General features: G+C 68.8%; 19 protein-coding genes. 14 read left to right on the forward strand and 5 right to left on the reverse strand.

Features of this window, described 5'->3' with window-relative positions:
• The first annotated feature begins 32 nt into the window (after positions 1 to 32).
• The 5 genes from ACFY5A_RS11845 to ACFY5A_RS11865 are packed head-to-tail and all read left to right on the forward strand — an operon-like array spanning position 33 to position 3779.
• Positions 33 to 716: a glycosyltransferase family 2 protein gene (locus ACFY5A_RS11845; RefSeq protein ID WP_387234219.1), complete on the forward strand. Its 684-nt coding sequence runs from the start codon at positions 33 to 35 to the stop codon at positions 714 to 716.
• 7 nt (positions 717 to 723) lie between these two features.
• A complete protein-coding gene (locus ACFY5A_RS11850) occupies positions 724 to 1077 on the forward strand; it encodes a DUF2304 domain-containing protein (RefSeq protein ID WP_387234222.1) in 354 nt (117 codons plus the stop codon).
• Positions 1077 to 2213: a UDP-galactopyranose mutase gene (glf, locus tag ACFY5A_RS11855; protein WP_387234225.1), complete on the forward strand. Its 1137-nt coding sequence runs from the start codon at positions 1077 to 1079 to the stop codon at positions 2211 to 2213. The genes ACFY5A_RS11850 and glf overlap by 1 nt, the downstream gene beginning before the upstream one ends.
• Positions 2214 to 2223: 10 nt before the next feature.
• Positions 2224 to 3042, forward strand: coding sequence for an ABC transporter permease (locus ACFY5A_RS11860; protein ID WP_341942534.1), 819 nt, complete (start codon positions 2224 to 2226; stop codon positions 3040 to 3042).
• A complete protein-coding gene (locus tag ACFY5A_RS11865; RefSeq protein ID WP_341942533.1) occupies positions 3042 to 3779 on the forward strand; it encodes an ABC transporter ATP-binding protein in 738 nt (245 codons plus the stop codon). Before ACFY5A_RS11860 ends, ACFY5A_RS11865 begins: the two co-directional genes overlap by 1 nt.
• 15 nt (positions 3780 to 3794) lie before the next feature.
• On the opposite strand, the gene ACFY5A_RS11870 is transcribed toward ACFY5A_RS11865, so the two are convergent.
• The 4 genes from ACFY5A_RS11870 to ACFY5A_RS11885 form a co-directional block, all read right to left on the reverse strand.
• Positions 3795 to 4394: a hypothetical protein gene (locus tag ACFY5A_RS11870; RefSeq protein ID WP_387234228.1), complete on the reverse strand. Its 600-nt coding sequence runs from the start codon at positions 4392 to 4394 to the stop codon at positions 3795 to 3797.
• A gap of 2 nt (positions 4395 to 4396) precedes the next feature.
• Positions 4397 to 5353 carry a glycosyltransferase family 2 protein gene (locus ACFY5A_RS11875; RefSeq protein WP_105672480.1) on the reverse strand — a complete coding sequence of 319 codons (957 nt, stop codon included), beginning with the start codon at positions 5351 to 5353 and terminating at the stop codon, positions 4397 to 4399.
• Between the two features lie 98 nt (positions 5354 to 5451).
• Positions 5452 to 6732: an O-antigen ligase family protein gene (locus tag ACFY5A_RS11880; protein WP_387234231.1), complete on the reverse strand. Its 1281-nt coding sequence runs from the start codon at positions 6730 to 6732 to the stop codon at positions 5452 to 5454.
• A 14-nt stretch (positions 6733 to 6746) separates the two neighbouring features.
• On the reverse strand, positions 6747 to 8162 hold the full coding sequence (locus ACFY5A_RS11885) for an O-antigen ligase family protein (protein ID WP_387234234.1): 1416 nt from the start codon (positions 8160 to 8162) through the stop codon (positions 6747 to 6749).
• A gap of 88 nt (positions 8163 to 8250) precedes the next feature.
• Between ACFY5A_RS11885 and manA the strand changes: the two genes are divergently transcribed.
• From manA to ACFY5A_RS11905, 4 genes are all read left to right on the forward strand, one after another.
• The gene (gene manA / locus ACFY5A_RS11890) at positions 8251 to 9378 is read left to right on the forward strand and encodes a mannose-6-phosphate isomerase, class I (protein WP_387234237.1); all 1128 of its coding nucleotides are present in this window, start codon (positions 8251 to 8253) and stop codon (positions 9376 to 9378) included.
• 144 nt (positions 9379 to 9522) lie between these two features.
• Positions 9523 to 9840, forward strand: a complete 318-nt coding sequence (locus tag ACFY5A_RS11895) for a WhiB family transcriptional regulator (RefSeq protein WP_341942527.1) — start codon at positions 9523 to 9525, stop codon at positions 9838 to 9840.
• 86 nt (positions 9841 to 9926) lie between these two features.
• Positions 9927 to 12965, forward strand: a complete 3039-nt coding sequence (locus tag ACFY5A_RS11900) for a glycosyltransferase (RefSeq protein ID WP_387234241.1) — start codon at positions 9927 to 9929, stop codon at positions 12963 to 12965.
• A complete protein-coding gene (locus ACFY5A_RS11905) occupies positions 12962 to 14347 on the forward strand; it encodes a DUF5719 family protein (protein WP_387234244.1) in 1386 nt (461 codons plus the stop codon). The genes ACFY5A_RS11900 and ACFY5A_RS11905 overlap by 4 nt, the downstream gene beginning before the upstream one ends.
• A gap of 9 nt (positions 14348 to 14356) precedes the next feature.
• On the opposite strand, the gene ACFY5A_RS11910 is transcribed toward ACFY5A_RS11905, so the two are convergent.
• Positions 14357 to 14785 carry a hypothetical protein gene (locus ACFY5A_RS11910; RefSeq protein ID WP_341942524.1) on the reverse strand — a complete coding sequence of 143 codons (429 nt, stop codon included), beginning with the start codon at positions 14783 to 14785 and terminating at the stop codon, positions 14357 to 14359.
• Positions 14786 to 14865: 80 nt separating this feature from the next.
• Here ACFY5A_RS11910 and ACFY5A_RS11915 point away from each other — a divergent pair, with 80 nt between their 5' ends.
• The 5 genes from ACFY5A_RS11915 (at position 14866) to ahcY (ending at position 19511) form a co-directional block, all read left to right on the forward strand.
• Positions 14866 to 15072, forward strand: coding sequence for a DUF3499 family protein (locus ACFY5A_RS11915; RefSeq protein ID WP_105672472.1), 207 nt, complete (start codon positions 14866 to 14868; stop codon positions 15070 to 15072).
• Between the two features lie 62 nt (positions 15073 to 15134).
• Positions 15135 to 16079 (forward strand): HlyD family efflux transporter periplasmic adaptor subunit, encoded by a 945-nt coding sequence (locus tag ACFY5A_RS11920; RefSeq protein WP_341942523.1) that lies wholly within the window; start codon positions 15135 to 15137, stop codon positions 16077 to 16079.
• Positions 16076 to 16834, forward strand: a complete 759-nt coding sequence (locus tag ACFY5A_RS11925) for an ABC transporter ATP-binding protein (protein ID WP_387234248.1) — start codon at positions 16076 to 16078, stop codon at positions 16832 to 16834. Before ACFY5A_RS11920 ends, ACFY5A_RS11925 begins: the two co-directional genes overlap by 4 nt.
• Complete coding sequence (locus ACFY5A_RS11930) at positions 16831 to 18045, forward strand: ABC transporter permease (RefSeq protein WP_387234251.1); 1215 nt, start codon at positions 16831 to 16833, stop codon at positions 18043 to 18045. The genes ACFY5A_RS11925 and ACFY5A_RS11930 overlap by 4 nt, the downstream gene beginning before the upstream one ends.
• Positions 18046 to 18065: 20 nt before the next feature.
• Positions 18066 to 19511, forward strand: a complete 1446-nt coding sequence (ahcY, locus tag ACFY5A_RS11935) for an adenosylhomocysteinase (RefSeq protein ID WP_387234254.1) — start codon at positions 18066 to 18068, stop codon at positions 19509 to 19511.

Below are 19511 nucleotides of genomic sequence, written 5' to 3' on the forward strand. Positions count from 1 at the left end.
ATCAATCGATTCGAATGGACGTTGACAGGAACATGCTCGAAAAGTCAGACAACGCGGATACGTGGCTGATCATCCCGCTCTACAACGAGGCGACCGTCGTTCGCGATGTCATCCAGGAGGCGCGAGCCACCTTCCCTCACATCGTGTGCATCGACGACGGGAGCACGGACGATTCGGTCTCGGAGGCGCTCGCAGGCGGTGCAGTCGTGCTGCGGCATCCGATCAATCTCGGTCAGGGTGCCGCCCTTCAGACGGGCATCGAGTTCGCGAGAAGCCAGAAGGGCGCCGAGTACTTCGTCACATTCGACTCCGACGGACAGCACCAGGTGTCGGATGCTCTCGCGATGGTCGAGAGGCTGAGATCCGAGCCGTACGACATCATCGTCGGCTCGCGGTTCCTCGATGACCGCACCAATGCCAGCGCGCTGAAGAAGCTGGTGCTTCGAATGGCCGTGCTGTTCGAGCGCATGTCCACCGGCGTCCGACTCACGGACGCGCACAACGGGTTGCGTGCGTTCAACGCGGTCGCGGCGCGAGCCCTCAACATCCGCCAGAATCGCATGGCGCATGCGAGCGAGATCGTGGCGCAGATCGGTGAGCACAAGCTGCGATACGCCGAGCAGGCGGTCCACATCGTCTACACCGACTACTCCCGGTCGAAGGGCCAGTCCCTCTGGAACTCGGTCAACATCCTCAGCGAACTCTTCATCAAGTAGGACGGTCATGTTCGATCAGATCATCATCAAGGTCCTGCTGATCGGGGCCTTCGTCATCTTCGGCCTCATCCTGCTCCGGCCCGGCGGTTCGGCGCGCACGCAGGCGATCCGCACCATCACGCTGCTGCTCCTGCTCGCCGGGGGCGTGTACGCCGTGCTCTTCCCGGGTGTGATCGACGACCTCGCGCACACGGTGGGCGTCGGTCGCGGCACGGACCTCCTCCTCTACGCGTTCCTCATCGTGTTCGTCGCGAACGCGCTGTCCACTGTTCGCAAGCGTCGCGCTCAGGACGCCCAGATCACGCAGCTCGCACGACAGATCGCCGTGCGCAATCCCGAGTACCCGGAGAAGAACGACTGATGGATCTCCTCGTCGTCGGCTCGGGATTCTTCGGCCTCACCATCGCCGAGCGCGCCGCACAAGCCGGCCGCAAGGTCACGGTCATCGACCGTCGCCACCACATCGGCGGCAACGCCTACAGCGAGGCCGAGCCGGAGACCGGGATCGAGGTGCACCGCTACGGCGCCCACCTCTTCCACACGTCGAATCCCGCCGTGTGGGAGTACGTGAACCGCTTCACGTCGTTCACGAGCTACGTGCACCGGGTCTACACGACGCACAAGGGCACCGTGTTCCCGATGCCGGTGAACCTCGGCACGATCAACCAGTTCTTCCAGTCGGCCTACACGCCCGACCAGGCCCGCGCGCTCGTCCGCGAGCAGGCGGGGGAGTTCGATGCGAAGACCGCGACGAACTTCGAGGAGAAGGGCATCGCCCTCGTCGGCCGCCCGCTGTTCGAGGCGTTCTTCCGCGACTACACGGCCAAGCAGTGGCAGACCGACCCGCAGAAGCTCTCCGGTGACATCATCAGCCGGCTCCCGGTGCGGTACACGTACGACAACCGCTACTTCAACGACACCTGGGAGGGGCTGCCGACCGACGGCTACACCGCCTGGCTCGAGCGGATGGCCGATCACCCCAACATCGAGGTGAAGCTGGGCGTCGACTACTTCGACGAGTCGCAGCCGCTGAGCAGGAGGGTGACGGTGGGGCAGGTCCCGGTCGTGTACACCGGGCCGGTGGACCGCTACTTCGACTACGCCGAGGGCGCGCTCAGCTGGCGCACGCTCGACTTCGAGCAGGAGGTCCTGAACGTCCGGGACTTCCAGGGCACGAGCGTCATGAACTATCCCGACATGGACGTTCCGTACACCCGCATCCACGAGTTCAAGCACTTCCATCCGGAGCGCAAGGACGTCTACGACTCGGACAAGACGGTCATCATGCGCGAGTTCTCCCGCTTCGCCGAGCGCGAGGACGAGCCGTACTACCCGGTGAACACCTCCAGCGATCGCGAGGGACTGCTGGCCTACCGGGAACTCGCCAAGGGGGAGAAGGACGTCCACTTCGGCGGGCGACTCGGCACCTACCAGTACCTCGACATGCACATGGCGATCGGCTCGGCGCTGTCGCTGTGGAACAACACCCTCTCGTAGACTCGACACTGTGAGTCACACTGCGGTCGGGGCACCGGGGACGCCCCGGAGATACCTGCATTCACTGTGGCTGCTCTCGGCCAGAGACCTCAAGGTCCGCTACTCCACCAGCGTCCTCGGATACCTCTGGTCGGTGCTCGACCCGCTGGTGATGAGCGCCATCTACTGGTTCGTGTTCACTCAGGTCTTCCACCGGGATGTCGGGGAAGAGCCGTACATCGTGTTCCTCATCAGCGCGCTGCTGCCCTGGGTGTGGTTCAACGCCTCCGTCTCCGACTTCACGAGAGCGTTCAAGAAGGACGCAAGGCTCGTGCGCTCGACGGCCATCCCTCGGTCGATCTGGGTCAACCGCATCGTGCTGAGCAAGGGCATGGAGTACCTGTTCTCGCTGCCCGTCCTCGTGCTCTTCGTCGTCGTCAACCTGCTCGTGGAGAAGAACCCCGACCAGGTCGTCCAGGTCGGCTGGGGCGTGCTCTGGGTGCCGGTGGCGATGCTGCTGCAGACCGTGCTGCTCGTCGGACTCGGCCTTCTCATCGCCCCCCTGTGCGTCATGTACGTGGATCTGGAGCGCACCACGGCGCTCATCCTCCGTGCGATGTTCTACGCGACGCCGATCATCTACAACGTGACGGACCTGCCGGGCATCGCCCAGATCCTCGGAGCCTTCAACCCGCTCGCCGGCATCTTCATGCTCTATCGGATGCCGTTCTTCCCCGAGCAGTGGAATCCGTTCACCCTCGCCATCAGCGTCGGGATGAGCCTGGCGTTCCTCGCTCTCGGCGCGTGGGTGTTCCGCCGGCTCGAGCGACCCGTCCTGAAGGAGCTGTGATGACGGCGGCGATCGAAGTCCAGGACCTCGGTGTCCGCTTCCGACGGAACCGTCGTGGACGTCGCAGCTTCAAGGATCTGTTCGCCGGGGCGGCGCGCCGGTCGCGCCCCGGTGAGTTCTGGGCGCTGCGCGGCGTCTCGTTCTCCGTGCAGCCGGGGGAATCGATCGGCGTGGTCGGCCGCAACGGCCAGGGCAAGTCCACGCTGCTCCGCCTCGTCGCCGGCGTCCTCCTGTCGGATGAGGGCACGGTCACGGTCAACGGGGGAGTGGCGCCCCTGATCGAGATCACCGGCGGCTTCGTCGGCGACCTCAGCGTCCGTGAGAACGTGCGCCTGACCGCAGGCCTGCACGGCATGTCCCGTGATGAGGTGTCCCGTCGGTACGACGGGATCATCCAGTTCGCGGAGCTCGCAGGCTTCGAGGACACGCCGTACAAGCACCTCTCCAACGGCATGAAGGTGCGCCTCGCGTTCTCCGTGGTGTCGCAGCTCGACGAGCCGATCCTCCTCGTCGACGAGGTGCTCGCGGTCGGCGACAAGGCGTTCCGTGAGAAGTGCTACAAGCGCATCGACGAGCTGCTCGCCGAGGGCCGCACGCTCTTCTTCGTCAGCCACAACGAGCGGGATCTGCGTCGCTTCTGCACCAGGGGGCTCTACCTCGACAAAGGCGCGCTCGTCCTCGATGCGCCCATCGCAGAGGTGCTCGACCGTTACAACAAGGACTACAACGCCGGCTGACGAGCGCAGCCTCGGTCAGGCGCCGAGGACGCTGTTCAGATTCTGAACGGCGCTGCGCGCGGCATCCACCGCTGCGGAGACGCCCGAGTCGGCGGAGATCGCGGAACGCAGTTCGGAGAGCTTCTGGGCGTAGGAGTCGACGGCGTCCCGCCACTGGGCCGAGATCGATGACGGCGCCTGCGCATCGGAGAGACGCTGAGCATCCTCTCGCATGGAATCGACGACGGAGAGCGCGTCCTGGCCGCTGGACCGGGAGATGATGTCCAGGCCGTTCGGTGCCGAGTCCAGCCAGACGCCCACCTTGCTGCGGAAGGCCTCGATGCTCGGGTCGGTCGATGGCGGCACGGTCTCGATCGGGGCCGTCGGCTCCGAGGAGGGCGACGGGGAGGCGGTCGGGGATCCGGACGGGGTCGGGGTCGTGCTCGACGACGGGCTCGGAGAAGCGGAGGAACCCGGTTCAGGGTTCTCGCCGCGGGGGAGGAGGAAGAACAGCAGAACGCCGACGATCAGGAGAGCGGCGACGACGAGGCCGATCACGAGCCACACGCGTCCCTTGCGGGACGGCTTGGGCGGGATCGGCGCCCAGCGGAGCTCGGGCTGCGGTTCTTCGCTCATCGTCATGCCTCCAGGGGTGCCATGGGCTGCCAGGAGCGATCGCGGCTGAGCCGGCCGCCCTCCTTCAACCCGCGGAAGAGGTTGCTGGTTCCGCGCACCGTGCGCTCGACGAAGAAGAGCCGGATGAGCTCCTTCGCGAACGTCATCGACGTGCCGAGACCGAAGAGCACGGGGTTGTAGTTGCCGTGCACGCGGTAGTACTTCTTGATGTACGCGCGGTTGCGCATGATGTAGAAGCGGTACGCGTTGCTCGAGGCGTTCATGTGGCGGATGCCCATGTCCCACTGCTTGATCTCGCGGGTGCGGCGCAGGACGAACTCGTCGACGATGACGGCAGTGGTCTTGCGGGAAGCGAGCCAGCCGTACATCTGGTCATCCCAGTAGATGAAGAACCGGGGGTCGGGGAGTCCGATCTGCGTCACGATCGAACGGTGGATGAACATGCCCTCGAAGCAGCCGCTGTTCATCTCCTTGAAGCCGGAGCCGTCGAATCCGGAGGGTGCGAACGGGATAGGGATGCCCATCCGCTCGGCGATGCGGTACTGCCAGTAGAACTCGCTGCCGTCGTAGTCGTAGCGGCGTCCCTGGATGCTCTTGAACCGAGGCGCCCACTTGCCCATCTTCGCCAGGCCGTCCGGCAGGACCTCGACGTCGTCATCCATCATCCAGATCCATTCGGACCCGAGTTCATACGCCGTGCGCATGCCCTCGCTGAATCCGCCGGATCCGCCGGTGTTGGTGTCGAGGCGGCGATAGACCAGTTCGGTGCCCAGCCGCGGACGGAAGGAGTCGACGACCTCGGTGGTGTCATCGGATGAGGCGTTGTCGATGATCACGACGTGGCCGGGCTTCGGATCCATCGTGATGATGCTCTCGAGCAGGCCGGTGAGGAGGTGCGAGCGGTTGAACGTGACGATGACGATCGTCGCGGATGCCGGGTCGAAGGGGACGTTGGTCACGAGTGGGATCTCCGAAAGCTTTCGGCCCGCAGGACGCCGCGAGCGACCTCAAGCCTACCCGGCGCAGTTCGGAATCCCCCGAGGGCGCGGCGGTGCACTCAGCCCTCGGCGCGCAGGGTGGGGATCACGCCGGTCTGGGCGGCGTCGATGTTCTCTCGCCAGGAGCGCGACTGCCCGGCGCGCAGCGCGCACAGGACGAGCATGAACCAGCCGGCCCCGACGATCGTGAAGCTCTCGAACATGGACTCGACCGCCAGAGTCACGAGCATGAGGGGCGTCCAGGCGTACACGACCGAACGACGCACGCTGGCCACGAGCCAGGAGCGCACCAGGGCGACTCCGCCGAGCAGCAGGAACAGCACCAGACCTGCGGCGCCGAGCTGCAGCAGCACATCGAAGTAGGAGTTGAGGGCGCTCTGGTGGTGGTCGTCGAGCTGGAAGTTGATGTAGGTGAAGGGGTACTCGCCGCGTGCCCAGGAGCCGAACCAGCCCCAGCCCTGGATCGGCTTCACCGCGCTGAAGTCGAGGATCGTGTTCCACAGCGTCGCCCTGATGGAGAAGTCGGAGCCGGCGTCCATCAGCGCGATGATCGGATGCCGCAGCGCGAATGCGGCGGCCAGCGCCAGCGCGACGAGGACGCCGAGCACCCACTGCACGACGTTGCGTCGCTCTGCGGGGGCGTGCCGCACGATCGTGAGCGCGACGGTGACGACGCCGACGGCGAGGGCGAGGACCAGCACGGTGGGGGACGCCGAGAGGATGGCCAGCATGGCCGCGAGGGCGATGGAGGGGATCGCGATACGCGACGTGAGCGACTGGGAACGCCATTCGATCACGAAGGTGATCAGGGCGATGACCGTGACGAAGCCGAGCATGTTGCGGCTGCCGAAGATGCCCTGCACCGGCCCGCCGATGGCGAGGTCGCCCTGGATGCCGAGGAACGTGAACGGGATGTCGAGAAGGACGCCCGACAGGATCTCCAGCCCGAGCGAGATGAGGAGCAGCACGCGCAGCGTGTCTCCGAGCGCCCGCACGGTCTGCAGGGTGTCCCTGATATGCCCGACCGTGATGGCGAGGAAGCCGTATCCGAACAGCGCCATCCAGCCGAACAGCGTGTCGGACCGGTCGGTGGTCCAGACGACGCTGACGAGCGCCCAGGCGAGGAAGACGAGAAGGGAGGTGGGGGCGAGTCGCAGCAGCGACAGCTCCTCCCTTCGCACCCAGAGGATGGCCGCGCCGATCGCGCACAGCACGGCGAGGATCGTCGCCTGGGTCACCGGCGACGACATCCGCTCGATCGTGAACGCCGAGAACACGGCGGCCAACACCGCGATCGTGAAGGCCCTGGCCATCTCGGCCGAGGCGAGCAGCCGCCCCATGCGGTGACCCGGCGTCACGGCACCCGCCGGCGCCGCTCGCCCCGCTCGATCACGTGCTCCCGCTCGCCGATGCCGACGAGCGGCGTCGTCTTGATCTTGAACGACAGCAGGATGAGCAGCATCCACCCCCAGAGCATGATCGGGGTCGACTCGGTGAGACCCTGCACGAGCAGCGCGACGGTGAGCAGGCTCGGCAGCAGCGTCAGGGGAGAGTACTCGCGGTCGGACGCGAGATCCCACCGCGGGCGGTCGATCGCGAAGAACCAGGAGCGCCAGAGCAGGCTGAGGAACGCGATCGCCACGAGGATGAGACCGACGACGCCGAGCTGCATGAACACGTCGAGCCACATGTTGTGGGCGTGGAACACGGTGATGTCGTGGTCTTCGATCCACCCCGCGAATGCGGGATCGGTGGGGAGCCAGGGGCTCGAGAAGCCGTTGCCGAAGACCGGATGCTCGGACGCGCGCTCGATGACGGCGGTCCAGATCTTGTTCGAGCGTCCGGTGAGGTCGGAGTCGCGGCCGAGGAGGGCGAGCAGGGGCTTCTGGAGGAACCAGACCGCGGCCGCCGCGATGGCCCCGCCGCCGAGGAAGACCACATAGAGCCGGGTGCGGGCGCCGGGGGACTTCGCACGACGCATCAGAAGCGCGACGACGAGGACCACGGCTGCGGCAGCGGCGCAGGCGAACGCCGTCGCCGACGAGGCGCGGAGCAGGAAGAAGGCGGCCAGCAGCATCCACAGGGCGAGCGTGGTGCGCCAGCGGGCCCGAGCGGCGAACAGGACGCCGAAGGTGAGCAGGGCGAACAGGCTGATGATTCCCAGCAGGTTCGCGTTGCCGACGATGCCCTGGAGGCGCCCGCCGTCGAAGAGGTTGCCGCGCACCCAGTACCACTGCGGGTCGAGCTTGCCCTCTGGCAGGTCGGCGAAGTTGGGGAGAAGCGGAGCCTTGACGACCAGCGACACCCAGAGCTCCAGGAGGAGCGAAAGCCCGAGGATCCACTTGAAGGCGGACGCCATCGCACGGATGATCTCGCGCCAGGTCAGGACATGGGCGATGAAGAGGGCGTTCACCGTCACCGTGGCGAGCAGGACCCAGGTGATCGCCGTCGCGAAGGGCCAGCGCGACCACGCGAGCGAGGCCAGGGCGAGCACGGTGTAGCCGATCGCGGACCAGGGGAGCCGTCGCCAGGCGAACGTCTGCGGGCGATTCCTCGCGAGCATCGGGATGCCGATCGCGAGCGTCGCGACGAGGAACACGCCCAGCGTGATGCCTGCTCCCTCCATGCCGAGGAGGTTGTACACCGCGGAGTGCGCGAAGGTCGCGAACATCACGAGGATGATGTAACCGCGCAGCAGGAGATGCCCCGTCGACTCGCGCTCTGGCGCGGTGGGCGGGGCGGAGATCGGGTGCTTCGTGTACTGCGCCATCGCGTTCAGGCTACCGCCCCGGGCTGGACTCTCACCTGAGCGCGGCGTCCTTTCTCGCGAGCGGCATCCGTGGCTCTACGCTGGGGGCATGCTGCTGAGCCTGTCGAACACGCCCCGCGACTACGCCTGGGGATCCCGCACTCTCCTCGCCGCTCTCGAAGGCCGTGACCCCGCTGCAGGTCCCGAGGCCGAGGTGTGGTTCGGCGACCACCCCGGCGACCCTGCTGACGTGGCAGGCGGAGGGACGCTCGACGCCGTGACCGGCGGTTCGCTGCCCTATCTGCTGAAACTGCTGGCCGCGGCTTCGCCGCTGTCGATCCAGGTGCACCCCACGATCGCGCAGGCGCAGGCGGGGTGGGCGAGGGAAGCCGGGATGGATGCCGCCGACCCGCGACGCAACTACCGCGACGACAACCACAAGCCGGAGCTGATCGTCGCGCTGAGTGAGCGTTTCGAGTCGCTGAGTGGGCTGCGTCCCGTGGGCGACACGCTGCGGCTGCTCGCGCTGCTCGGCGACGGCTCCGGCGTCGCCGCGCTTCGGGCTCGGCTCCTCGCCGAGGGTGACGTGCTGCGCGACGCGATCGGATGGCTGCTGTCGGGTGACGCGCGCACCGAAGTGGACGAGATCATCGCGGCGGTGCGCGACGCCGCCGCGACGAGCACGGGGGAATGGGCCGAGGGACTGCGTGCGATCGCCGGGATCGCCGACAGCTACCCCGGTGACCCGGGTGTGGTCGTCGCGCTGCTGATGAATCACGTCGTGCTCTCCAGGGGTGAGGGTCTCTTCCTGAGAGCGGGGCTCCTGCACGCGTACGTCTCGGGCCTCGGCGTCGAGATCATGGCCGCGAGCGACAACGTCCTGCGCGGCGGCCTCACGCCCAAGCACATCGACGTCGCCGAGCTGCTGTCCATCCTCGACACGACGCCGGGGGAGGTGCCCGTGCTTCGTCCCGAATCCGACGGAGCGATCACCGACTACCCGGTCGACGTGCCGGACTTCGCCCTGCGTCGTGTCGTGCTGAGCGGAACCCCGGTGCGCGTCGAGGTGTCGGGTCCGACAATGGTGCTCGCGACCGGCGGTCGGGTGTCGGCGAGCACGGCGGACGGGGAGAGCGTCGACGTCGCTGTCGGCGCCGTGGCATTCGCAGGCGTCGAGGAGACCGCCCTGACGATCTCGGGCGATGGTGAGGCCTTCATCGCGACCCCCGGGCGCTGATCGCGACACGCCGATGCGCCGTCAAGAACCTTCAAGATCTGATTGAGGGTTTACCATCCGCGACTTGACCGCAGCGAATGACACGGGTGTAATTAGTTGAGCACGGCCCGCCGGGGGGCGGAGACAAGGGTTGGAGGGATCGACATGACGGGATACCGTTCCGAGGTACCGGAGAACTGGTTCGTCGACCCGGTCAACCTCGGTGTTCCAGGGGTTCGCAGCGTCCAGACCGACGACGACAACGCCCTCGCCTGGCAGAGCGACGCACTGTGCGCGCAGACCGACCCCGAGGCGTTCTTCCCTGAGAAGGGCGGATCCACGCGTGACGCGAAGAGGATCTGCACCTCCTGCGACGTCCGCGGCGAATGCCTCGAGTACGCGCTCAACAACGATGAGCGCTTCGGCATCTGGGGTGGACTCTCCGAGCGCGAGCGCCGGAAGCTCAAGCGCCGCGCCAGCTGATCCACCGCATCGCGCATCACCGCTTCGCGGGCGCGCCGCACCCGCTGCTCCAGCCGCCCCTTGTGCGCGCTTAGGCTGACCACGTCATGCCAGCCCGAGTACACGCCATCATCGTCGCGCGCCCCGGATCATCGGCCCGTGCCCAACTGCTCCGCACCCTGGACGCACTGCGCGCCCAGTCGACCCCGCCCGCGGCGATCACGCTGGTCGTGTGCGGTGATGCGGGATCCATCCGCCAGAGCGAGGTCGTCGCGGCCACGGTCGAGGGGATCATCGCAGCCCGCAGCGGCACGTCGTTCGCCGACGCCGTCGAGCTCGCACGTCCTCGTGTACTGGAGGGCAGCGCGATCTGGCTGCTCGCTCAGGACACCGCGCCCCACCCCCGTGCGCTCGAACGCCTCGTCGGCAGTCTCGAGCGCTCGCCGTCGGCGGCGATCATCGCGCCGAAACTGGTGCAGACCGACAACGATCGGGAGATCGTCTCGCTCGGAGTGAGCATGACCGCCCTCGGGCGCTCCGTGGAACTCGCCGCGGGCGAGCTGGATCAGGGGCAGCACGACGGCAAGGACGATGCGCTGGGGGCCGACATCCGCGGCATCCTGATCCGCGGCGAGGTGCGGGACGCCCTCCGGCCGGATCGTGCGCTCGCGGGGGCGGATGAAGGCCTCGACCTCGGCGTGCGCGCACGCCTCGGCGGGGGCCGTGTCGTCCTCACACCCTCCGCGCGCATCGCCGTCTCACCCGACGGTCCCGCCGCATTGCCCGCAGGGGGCGCCCGTCGCGCGTACGCGACCAGGACGGCCCAGCTGCATCGTCGTCTCGCCTACGCGCCGGCGATCGCCCTCCCGCTCCACTGGCTGACCCTGCTTCCTCTCGCTCTCTGGCGGTCGATCACCCATCTCATCGGGAAACGCCCTGAAGCCGTGGCTCCGGAGTGGGGAGCCGCACTGACCGCGATGTTCCGCTTCGGCGCCGTCAGCCGCTCGCGGCGCGGCATCCGCTCCTTCCGCACATCGAGCTGGGCGAGCGTCGCCCCTCTCCGCGTCACCCGTGGCGACCTCCGGCGCAGGCTGGACGACGGCCACGGAAGCGAGGGCGGCGCAGTCAGCGAACTCCGCTTCTTCTCGGGGGGTGGGGCCTGGGCCGTGCTCGCAGCTCTCGTGGTGAGCATCGCGACGTTCACGACCCTCCTCGCCTGGCCCGTGCTGGGCGGCGGCGCCCTGCTGCCCTTGCGCACGACGGTCGCGGCGCTGTGGGCGGATGCGGCGTGGGGTCTGCGCGGCGTCGGCGTCGATCTGATCGGACCGGCGGATCCGTTCGCGGCCGTCGTCGCCGTCCTCGGCTCCCTGTGGCCGGCCGGACCGTCCTTCTCGCTCGTGCTGCTGTGGATCCTCGCTCTGCCGCTCGCCGTCCTCGGCGGCTGGTTCGCGGCCACCCGGGTGACGGATCGCTCAGGGCTGCGGATCTTCGCCGGCGTCGTCTGGGCGCTCGCGCCCACCTTCCTCGCCGCGCTCATGGACGGGCGTCCCACCGGCGTCCTGGTCCACCTGCTGCTTCCCTGGCTCTTCCACTCCGCCGTCGTCGCGCACCGCTCCTGGGGAGCAGCCGGCGCGGCCTCCCTCCTCTTCGCAGCGGTCGCCGCCTGCTCGCCCTCTCTCGCCCCGGCCCTGCTGCTGCTCTGGGTGGTCGCGATCGGCATCACCCTCGGCGGCGCACGCATCCGGGGCGCGGTCCGGCTGCTCTGGCTGCCGGTGCCCGCGATCGCACTGTTCGCGCCGATCGTCATCTGGCAGCTCCGGCACGGCAGCCTCCTCGCTCTCCTCGGCGATCCCGGTCAGATCTGGGCTGGTTCGCAGGCCGCCGCCGATGCCGCAGGGCGCCTCGCCCTCGCCACAGGCTTCCCGACGGCATCGTTCGGAGACTGGACCGCCGTGGTGGGCACGCCGCTGGGCACATGGGCGGGCGTCCTGCTCGCCCCGCTCGCGCTCCTGGCGCTCGCCTCGGCCGTGGCACCGCGATGGCGGGCCGGGATCACGCTGCTCGTCGTCTCGCTGGCGGGGCTCGCGACCGCGTTCCTGGCCGTCGGCGTCGCCGTCTCCTTCGCCCAGGGGACTCCCGTCGCGATCTGGCCCGGGGCCGGACTCAGCCTCGCCTGGATCGGCCTGACCGGGGCCGCTCTCGTCACGCTCGACACCATGCTCACGATGCCCCGCGTGCGCGTCGTCGCCGCGGTCGTCTCCGCCCTCGCCGTCCTCGTCTGCGCCGTACCGTCGCTGCTCTCGTTCCACGGCGTCCTCGGCGAGAAGCCGGTGCTCACGGACGGTCCCTCCTCGACGCTCCCCGCCTACGTGGCGGCGCAGGCGGAGGGCGAGAAGCCGGTCGGAACGCTCGTCCTCACTCCACAGAACGACGGAGGTCTCGCGGCGGAGGTCGCCTGGGGCGTCAGCGAGACGCTCGGAGCGCAGAGCACGATGCTGACCACAGCGACCGACATCCGCGGAACCGACATCACCACGCTCTCCGTCGATCTGCTGTCGGCACGCGATTTCGACGCGGCGGGGAAGCTCGGTGAGCTCGGGATCGGCTACGTCCTTCTCGCGAAGGTCGCAGACGGGGAGGGGGACCGCGCGCTCACGCTTCGCACGTCGGCGGTCACTGCCCTCGACCAGCGGGCGGGCTTCGTGCAGGCCGGCAACACCGCGCGCGGTGTGCTCTGGCACCTCGAAGCGGATGCCGCCGAACGGGCCGAGCTCTCCGCAGGCGAGCATGCGACGGCGCGCCTCGTCACGACGGTGCAGCTGGTGCTGGTCTTCGCTGCACTGCTGCTCTCCATCCCCACGCGCTCCTCCCGCCGTGCTGCCCGAGCGCAGTCGCGCATCGTGGGACGCACGCCGGACGAGCCGATGGTTCTGCCGCGACACGCGGAGGACAGGGAGTTCGAAGACGCCTACCCCGCGGGCGACCCCGCATTCGATGATCGCGCGACTCAGGATCCGGAGCCGGTCGATGACCCGTCGCCGACGGATGCCGGTGCAGAGGCGGCGTCGACGGATGCCGGTGACGAGCCGGAGCCGGACGAGCCGGTGGTGCGGGATCGCACCGAGACGCCGGAGGAGGAACGATGAGCGGCAACCGGACGATCCGCGTGGTGGCGACGAGCGCCCGCCTTCTCACAGGGGCCGCGGTGGCCGTGGCCTGCGTGGCCGGGGTGGTCGTGGCGATCACCGCGCCCTGGCCGTCGGTGTCCGCCCGACCCGCGCAGGCGGAGGTGACGCCGCTGCCCGGCGACACCGTGCTCGTCTGCAACGGCGACTTCCGCGCGCTCGGGCGTGACACATCCGATCCGCTCCGCATGGACTCCGCGGCGAGCCCCCGCTTCACGATGGAGGGCACGGAGGGCGAACCGGAGATCGGTTCGCTGACCGCGGGAGACCTCGCGGGCGCCGGCGAGGTGCGCCGTCTGACCGGGGCCGTCGAGGGGCGGAAGGCGCCGCTCATCGGCGCGACGGAGTCGGTGACGCTCCAGGCGGAGGATCTCTCCGGGTTCGCGGCGGCGCCGTGCCGCGAGGCGAGTACGGAGTCCTGGCTCATCGGCGGGGCCGTCGTGACGGGCGCCGAGGATCTCGTCGTTCTGACGAACCCCGGTGCGGTGCCATCCACCGTGACCCTCACCGTGTACGGGGCCACGCGCACGTCGACGACGTCGATCGTCCCCGCAGGAGCCCAGGTCGCTCTTCCGCTCGCGGCGATCGCCGGCGGCACCGCTGCTCCCGTGGTCAATGTCACGGCCACCGGGTCTCCGGTCCGTGCGGTTCTGCAGTCGTCGCTCATGCAGACCCTCGACCCCGTCGGCGTGGATCTCCAGGACGCGGTCTCCGCCCCGCAGCAGCATCCGGTGATCCCCGGGGTGCAGATCTTCCAGAACGAGGGCGACGACAGCTCCGCCAACATGCTGCGGCTCTTCTCGCCGGAGACCGAGACCCAGGCCACCGTCACGATCCGTGCGGTCGGCGACGTCGAGGCGTCGGCGGTGTTCCAGATGGACATCCCCGCAGGGGTCGCGACCGATGTCGGGCTCCCCGACCTCGACCCGGGCCTCTACACCGTGCAGGTCGACGCGGAGTCCGCGGTCCTGGCCGGTGTGCGCGTGCAGGACGGTGCGGGTCCTGGCAGCGACTTCGCCTGGGCGATGCCCGCGCCGGAGTTCACCGGTGAGACTCTCGTCGCCGTGCCGTCAGGCCCTGCCGCCGTCCTCGTCCTCACGAATGACGAGGCCGAGGACGTGCAGGTCACCGTCGGCCCGGTGGGCGGAGGCGGAGGGGAGAAGCAGGTGACCGTGCCCGTTGGCTCTTCGGCGTCGGTCGATGTGACCGACGGCACCGTCTACTCGGTTCGCAGCGCGGCGCCCGTGCACGCGTCGGTCTCCATGACCGGTGACGGCGCGCTGGCGGTCTGGCCCGTGTGGCCTCCTGCGGGGGCGGAGAAGAGCGTCGTCGTCTACCCCTGAGCCGCGTGCTCAGTGGTCGTGGCCGAGGTCCCAGGGCTCGCGGCCGACGTACTCCGCCGCTGCGCGGAACACGGCGCCTTCTATGGCCATGCGCCGATGGGCTGCGTCGTCGTGACCGGGCGGCAGCAGCCGTTCGATCGGCAGCCGGAACAGAACGATGCGCCGGTTGTCGCGGTCGAGGTACCAGCGGGGCACCTCGTCTCCCGATTCGTACAGCGGCATGGCGCCGATCTCGAAGCGCACGTCCTGCAGTTCGCTCCACGTGCCGCGCAGGAACTCCACCGCCGTGCCGACGGTGAGGTCGAACCGGTCGATCCGCCCGTCGAGCGGGGCGAGAGGAGGCCGGACCACCTCACTGCGGCCGAGGCGGCCGTGTCGGCCGTGACGGGCGCCCCTCCGCGGAGCGGCGGAGGCGCGATCGGCGCGACGACGGGGCATGTTCAGAAGTCTAGGCGGTGTGCCTCCGCATGCGGCGCGGCATCCCCCGACCGGCGTCCGCCGGACGTAGCCTGGCGGTGATGGACGGAAGACTCTGCTCGAAGGTCGGCTGCGCTCGCGAGGCCGTGGCGACGCTCACCTACGACTACGGCGATCAGATGGCGGCTCTGGGGCCGCTCGGCATCGCGCACCACGCCAACGCCCACGACCTGTGCGCGCCGCATGCCGACAGGCTGTCGGTCCCCGCAGGCTGGCTCGTCGTGAGGCACGAGGCTCTTCGCGCCTGAGCTTTTCTCTATACCCGGAAACCATTTTCTGGTTATGCTGACTCCGGGCGCGCCAAGGTGGCGTGGCCGGAAAGGCAGCCGTGATCGTCTGGCGTCGCTGGATCTTCCCTCTCCTTCTCGTCATCGTGCTCGGCGCGACTGCCGTGGCGCTCGTGAAGATCGCGTTCTTCCCTGACCAGACCGTGACGGCGGTCGTACCCGAGGCGGCGATCACCGATCCGGTCATCGCGGTCGAACGGGGATCCGTCGTCAACGAGCTCTCGCTCAGCGGCAACATCGCGCGCGACGACGCGTTCACCGTGCGCAGCGAGATCACCGGGGCCGTCACCGCCGTCCACGTCGGCGAGGGCGCGACGGTCGCCGCCGGCCAGAAGCTCTTCACGATCACGCAGGACGACCCGAAGAAGGACATCGACGTCCTCGCGCCCGAGGCGGGCGAGATCTCCGAGATCGCGCTCGTGAAGGGGCAGCCCACTAGCGTCGGGACCGAGATCTACAAGATCACCCCGGCCCGGTATCACCTGCTCGCCACCGTCGAGCCCGTGCAGCTCTACCGGCTCGTGAACGCGCCGACCGAGGCATCCGTCACGATCACCGGAGGACCCGCGCCCTTCACCTGCACCGGAGTGCGAGTCGAAGTGAGCCCAGAGGGCACGGCGAGCGTGCGATGCGCGATCCCGACCGATCAGATCGTGTTCGCCGGACTCCCGGCCACGCTCGATCTCGCACTCGGGAAGGTCGATGACGCCCTCGTGATCCCGGTGACGGCGGTGCAGGGCGGAGCGGGCAGCGGCAACGTGTGGGTGGATGCCGGAGACGGCGCCGACCCCGAGGAGCGCGCCGTCACGCTCGGCGTCAACGACGGCACCATCGTCGAGGTGGTCTCGGGTCTCGATGAGGGGGAGTCGATCAGGCAGTTCGTCCCCGGCTTCGTCGCCCCCGTGCAGGAGAACTGCTACGAGGTCGCACCAGGGGTGGAGCAGTGCGACAGCGGGACGAACTGGTGACCCTCGTCAGGCTCGACGACGTCACCAAGAGCGTGACGCTCGCCGACGACTCGACGCTCGAGATCCTGCGCGGCATCAGCCTCGAGGTCGGGGCGGGCGATCACGTCTCGATCGTCGGGCGCTCCGGCTCGGGGAAGTCGACCCTCCTGAACATCCTCGGGATGCTGGACGCCCCGACCGCGGGAACGGTCGCCTTCGAGGGCACGGAGGTCCGGCGCATGCGGGCGGGAAGGCTCGACCGGCTGCGCGGGAACAACGTCGGCTTCGTGTTCCAGCAGTTCAACCTGCTCCCGGGGCGGACGGCGCTCGACAACGTGATGATGCCGCTCGGGCACGCACGCGGTCATCTGTTCTGGAACCGCCGCCGGATCGCGGCCGATATGCTCGAGCGCGTCGGACTCGGGCATCGCACCGGACAGATCGCCGACCGGCTCTCCGGCGGCGAACAGCAGCGGGTGGCGATCGCCAGGGCGCTGGTGCGCAGGCCCGTGCTGATCCTCGCGGACGAGCCCACCGGCGCGCTCGACATCGACACCGGGGCGTCCGTCATGGCGCTTCTCGACGAGGTCGCCACCGAGACGGATGCCGCGCTCGTGACGATCACGCACGATCTCCACGTCGCCGCACGCGCGCGGCGGCACTATCGACTCGATGCCGGACGCCTGGAGACGGCCGATCTCAGCCTCGCGTTCGAGGCGTCGACGCTCGCGGCGTCCGTGCCGTCGTCCGCCTCCGAACCGGAGGAGGCATCGTGACCGGCATCCTCGGTGCTCTGGCCGACGCCTGGGCGGAGATCAGGGTTCACAAGCTGCGGGTGCTGCTCAGCCTGATCGGCATCGCCGTCTCGGTCGCGGCGCTCACCGCGGTCTTCGCGTTCTCGGAATATCAGCGCCAGTATCAGACGGAGCAGTCGGACAGATCCGGTGGGCGCGCAGCGACCCTGGTCGTCAGCCAGATGAGCGAGGACGGCGCACCCGTCGACCTGGACGCCTTCGACGCACGCGTCGCCGGCGCCGCCGCGCGGTTCGACTTCAGTCACGCGGCGAGGGTCGTGCAGGGGCTCAGCGTGCCCGTGGCGCTGCCCGACGGCATCGTCGACGTGTACGCACGGCTGTACGACCCCGTGTACCCGCAGATCCACCGAGAGGAGCTGCTCGACGGGCGCTGGCTCGCCGACGCGGACGTCGAGGCCCTCGCGCCACCGGTGATCATCACGGAGGCGCTGTGGGAGAGGATCGGCAGGGTTCCCCTGGCACAGCATCCGACGCTGTCGCTCGCGGGTCCGGCCGGCGGCGCCTACCAGGTGGTCGGTGTCGTCCCGCGTCAGGGATACATGGACGACTCGCTGCGGGTGGACCTCCTCTTCGACTCCTACCGGGCGAGGGTCGACGCCCTCCCGGAAGGCGCCCAGGTGCAGTACGAGGTGTGGGTCTCGCAGAGCAGGGTCGACGAGATCGCGCCGGTGTTCGCGATGGATCTGCGGGCCGGTCTCCCCGAGGGTCAGACCATCACGGTGAGCCGTTCGGACTGGGCCGCGCAGCCGGGGAACGTGAACGCGATGGCGACGTTCGAGATGGTCGTCGGAGGCATCGCCGGGGTCATCCTCGCGCTCGGCGCCCTGAGCCTGATCAACATCCAGCTCGTCGCCATGCGGCAGCGCGTGCGTGAGATCGGGGTGCGCAGGGCGTTCGGGGCGACCTCGGGGCGGGTGTTCGTCTCGGTGCTGCTGGAGAGCCTGGTCGCCACGACGGTCGCCGGCGTGATCGGGATCGCGATCGTCGTGGCCGTCCTGCGATCGGACTGGGTGGTCACCTCGATGTTCTACGGGATCCAGGACATCCCGCCCTTCCCGATGCGCGCGGCCATGATCGGCCTGATCGCCTCGGTCGCGGTCGGCGCCGTGGCCGGATTCATCCCGGCGATCGTCGCGCTGCGGGTGAAGGTCATCGATGCGATCCGGTTCTGACGGGATGACAGAATAGGGGCATGCCCGAGCTCGAGTACCGCGTCGCCGATCTATCCCTGGCCGAAGCCGGCCGCCACCAGCTGCGGCTTGCAGAGAACGAGATGCCGGGGCTCATGGCCCTGCGCGCCGAGTTCGGTGCGGCGCAGCCGCTCAAGGGCGCGCGGATCGCGGGTTCCCTGCACATGACCGTGCAGACCGCCGTGCTGATCGAGACCCTGACCGCTCTCGGCGCCGAGGTCCGCTGGGCGAGCTGCAACATCTTCTCCACGCAGGACGAGGCCGCCGCTGCTGTCGTCGTCGGCCCGACCGGAACCGTCGACGCCCCGGCCGGTGTGCCGGTGTTCGCGTGGAAGGGCGAGACGCTCGACGAGTACTGGGCCTGCACGGAGCGGATCTTCGACTGGTCGGCATCCGGATTCGACGGACCGAACCTCATCCTCGACGACGGGGGAGACGCGACGCTCCTCGTGCACAAGGGCGTCGAGTTCGAGAAGGCCGGAGCCGTGCCCGCTGCGACGGATGCCGACTCGCACGAGTACACGATCATCCTCGACGTGCTCCGCGCCTCGCTCGCCGCGTCAACCGACCGATGGACGAAGATCGCCGCCGGACTCATCGGCGTGACGGAGGAGACGACGACCGGCGTCCACCGCCTGTACGAGCTCGCGGCCGCCGGCGATCTCCTGTTCCCGGCGATCAACGTCAACGATTCGGTGACCAAGAGCAAGTTCGACAACAAGTACGGCATCCGCCACTCGCTGCCCGACGGCCTGAACCGTGCGACCGATGTGCTGATGGGCGGCAAGGTCGCTTTCGTCTGCGGCTACGGCGACGTCGGCAAGGGCGCGGCGGAGGCCCTGCGCGGCCAGGGCGCCCGCGTGATCGTCAGCGAGGTCGACCCGATCTGCGCCCTGCAGGCCGCCATGGACGGCTTCCAGGTGGCGCGTCTCATCGACGTCGCGGGCGCCGTCGACATCGTCGTGACGGGCACGGGCAACCGCGATGTCGTCACGACCGAGCATCTGCTGGCGCTCAAGCACCTCGCGATCGTGGCCAACGTCGGTCACTTCGACAACGAGATCGACATGGCGGGTCTCGAGGCGCTCGACGGAGTCTCGAAGGTCGAGATCAAGCCGCAGGTGCACGAGTGGCGCCTCCCGAACGGACGCAGCGTGCTGGTGCTCAGCGAGGGCCGTCTGATGAACCTGGGCAACGCCACGGGGCACCCGTCCTTCGTGATGAGCGCCTCCTTCGCCAACCAGGTGCTGGCGCAGCTCGAGCTGTTCACGAACATCGAGGCGTATCCGACCGGCGTCTACACGCTGCCCAAGGCTCTCGACGAGAAGGTCGCCCGTCTGCACCTGGATGCTCTGGGCGTGCAGCTCACGCGACTCAGCGACGAGCAGGCCGCCTACATCGGCGTCCCCGTCGAGGGGCCGTACAAGCTGGAGCACTACCGCTACTGA

The organism is Microbacterium sp. NPDC012755 (assembly GCF_042901325.1).
GTDB lineage: Bacteria > Actinomycetota > Actinomycetes > Actinomycetales > Microbacteriaceae > Microbacterium > Microbacterium natoriense.

Bases quoted from the DNA above. Each gene is read 5' to 3' on its own strand.
- glf (WP_387234225.1), top strand. From the start codon at position 1,077: ATGGATCTCCTCGTCGTCGGCTCGGGATTCTTCGGCCTCACCATCGCC.
- ACFY5A_RS11895 (WP_341942527.1), top strand. From the start codon at position 9,523: ATGACGGGATACCGTTCCGAGGTACCGGAGAACTGGTTCGTCGACCCG.
- ACFY5A_RS11870 (WP_387234228.1), bottom strand. From the start codon at position 4,394: ATGAGCGAAGAACCGCAGCCCGAGCTCCGCTGGGCGCCGATCCCGCCC.
- ACFY5A_RS11905 (WP_387234244.1), top strand. From the start codon at position 12,962: ATGAGCGGCAACCGGACGATCCGCGTGGTGGCGACGAGCGCCCGCCTT.
- ACFY5A_RS11885 (WP_387234234.1), bottom strand. From the start codon at position 8,162: ATGGCGCAGTACACGAAGCACCCGATCTCCGCCCCGCCCACCGCGCCA.
- ACFY5A_RS11880 (WP_387234231.1), bottom strand. From the start codon at position 6,732: ATGGGGCGGCTGCTCGCCTCGGCCGAGATGGCCAGGGCCTTCACGATC.
- ACFY5A_RS11850 (WP_387234222.1), top strand. From the start codon at position 724: ATGTTCGATCAGATCATCATCAAGGTCCTGCTGATCGGGGCCTTCGTC.
- ACFY5A_RS11845 (WP_387234219.1), top strand. From the start codon at position 33: ATGCTCGAAAAGTCAGACAACGCGGATACGTGGCTGATCATCCCGCTC.
- ahcY (WP_387234254.1), top strand. From the start codon at position 18,066: ATGCCCGAGCTCGAGTACCGCGTCGCCGATCTATCCCTGGCCGAAGCC.
- ACFY5A_RS11900 (WP_387234241.1), top strand. From the start codon at position 9,927: ATGCCAGCCCGAGTACACGCCATCATCGTCGCGCGCCCCGGATCATCG.
- ACFY5A_RS11910 (WP_341942524.1), bottom strand. From the start codon at position 14,785: ATGCCCCGTCGTCGCGCCGATCGCGCCTCCGCCGCTCCGCGGAGGGGC.
- ACFY5A_RS11865 (WP_341942533.1), top strand. From the start codon at position 3,042: ATGACGGCGGCGATCGAAGTCCAGGACCTCGGTGTCCGCTTCCGACGG.
- ACFY5A_RS11915 (WP_105672472.1), top strand. From the start codon at position 14,866: ATGGACGGAAGACTCTGCTCGAAGGTCGGCTGCGCTCGCGAGGCCGTG.
- manA (WP_387234237.1), top strand. From the start codon at position 8,251: ATGCTGCTGAGCCTGTCGAACACGCCCCGCGACTACGCCTGGGGATCC.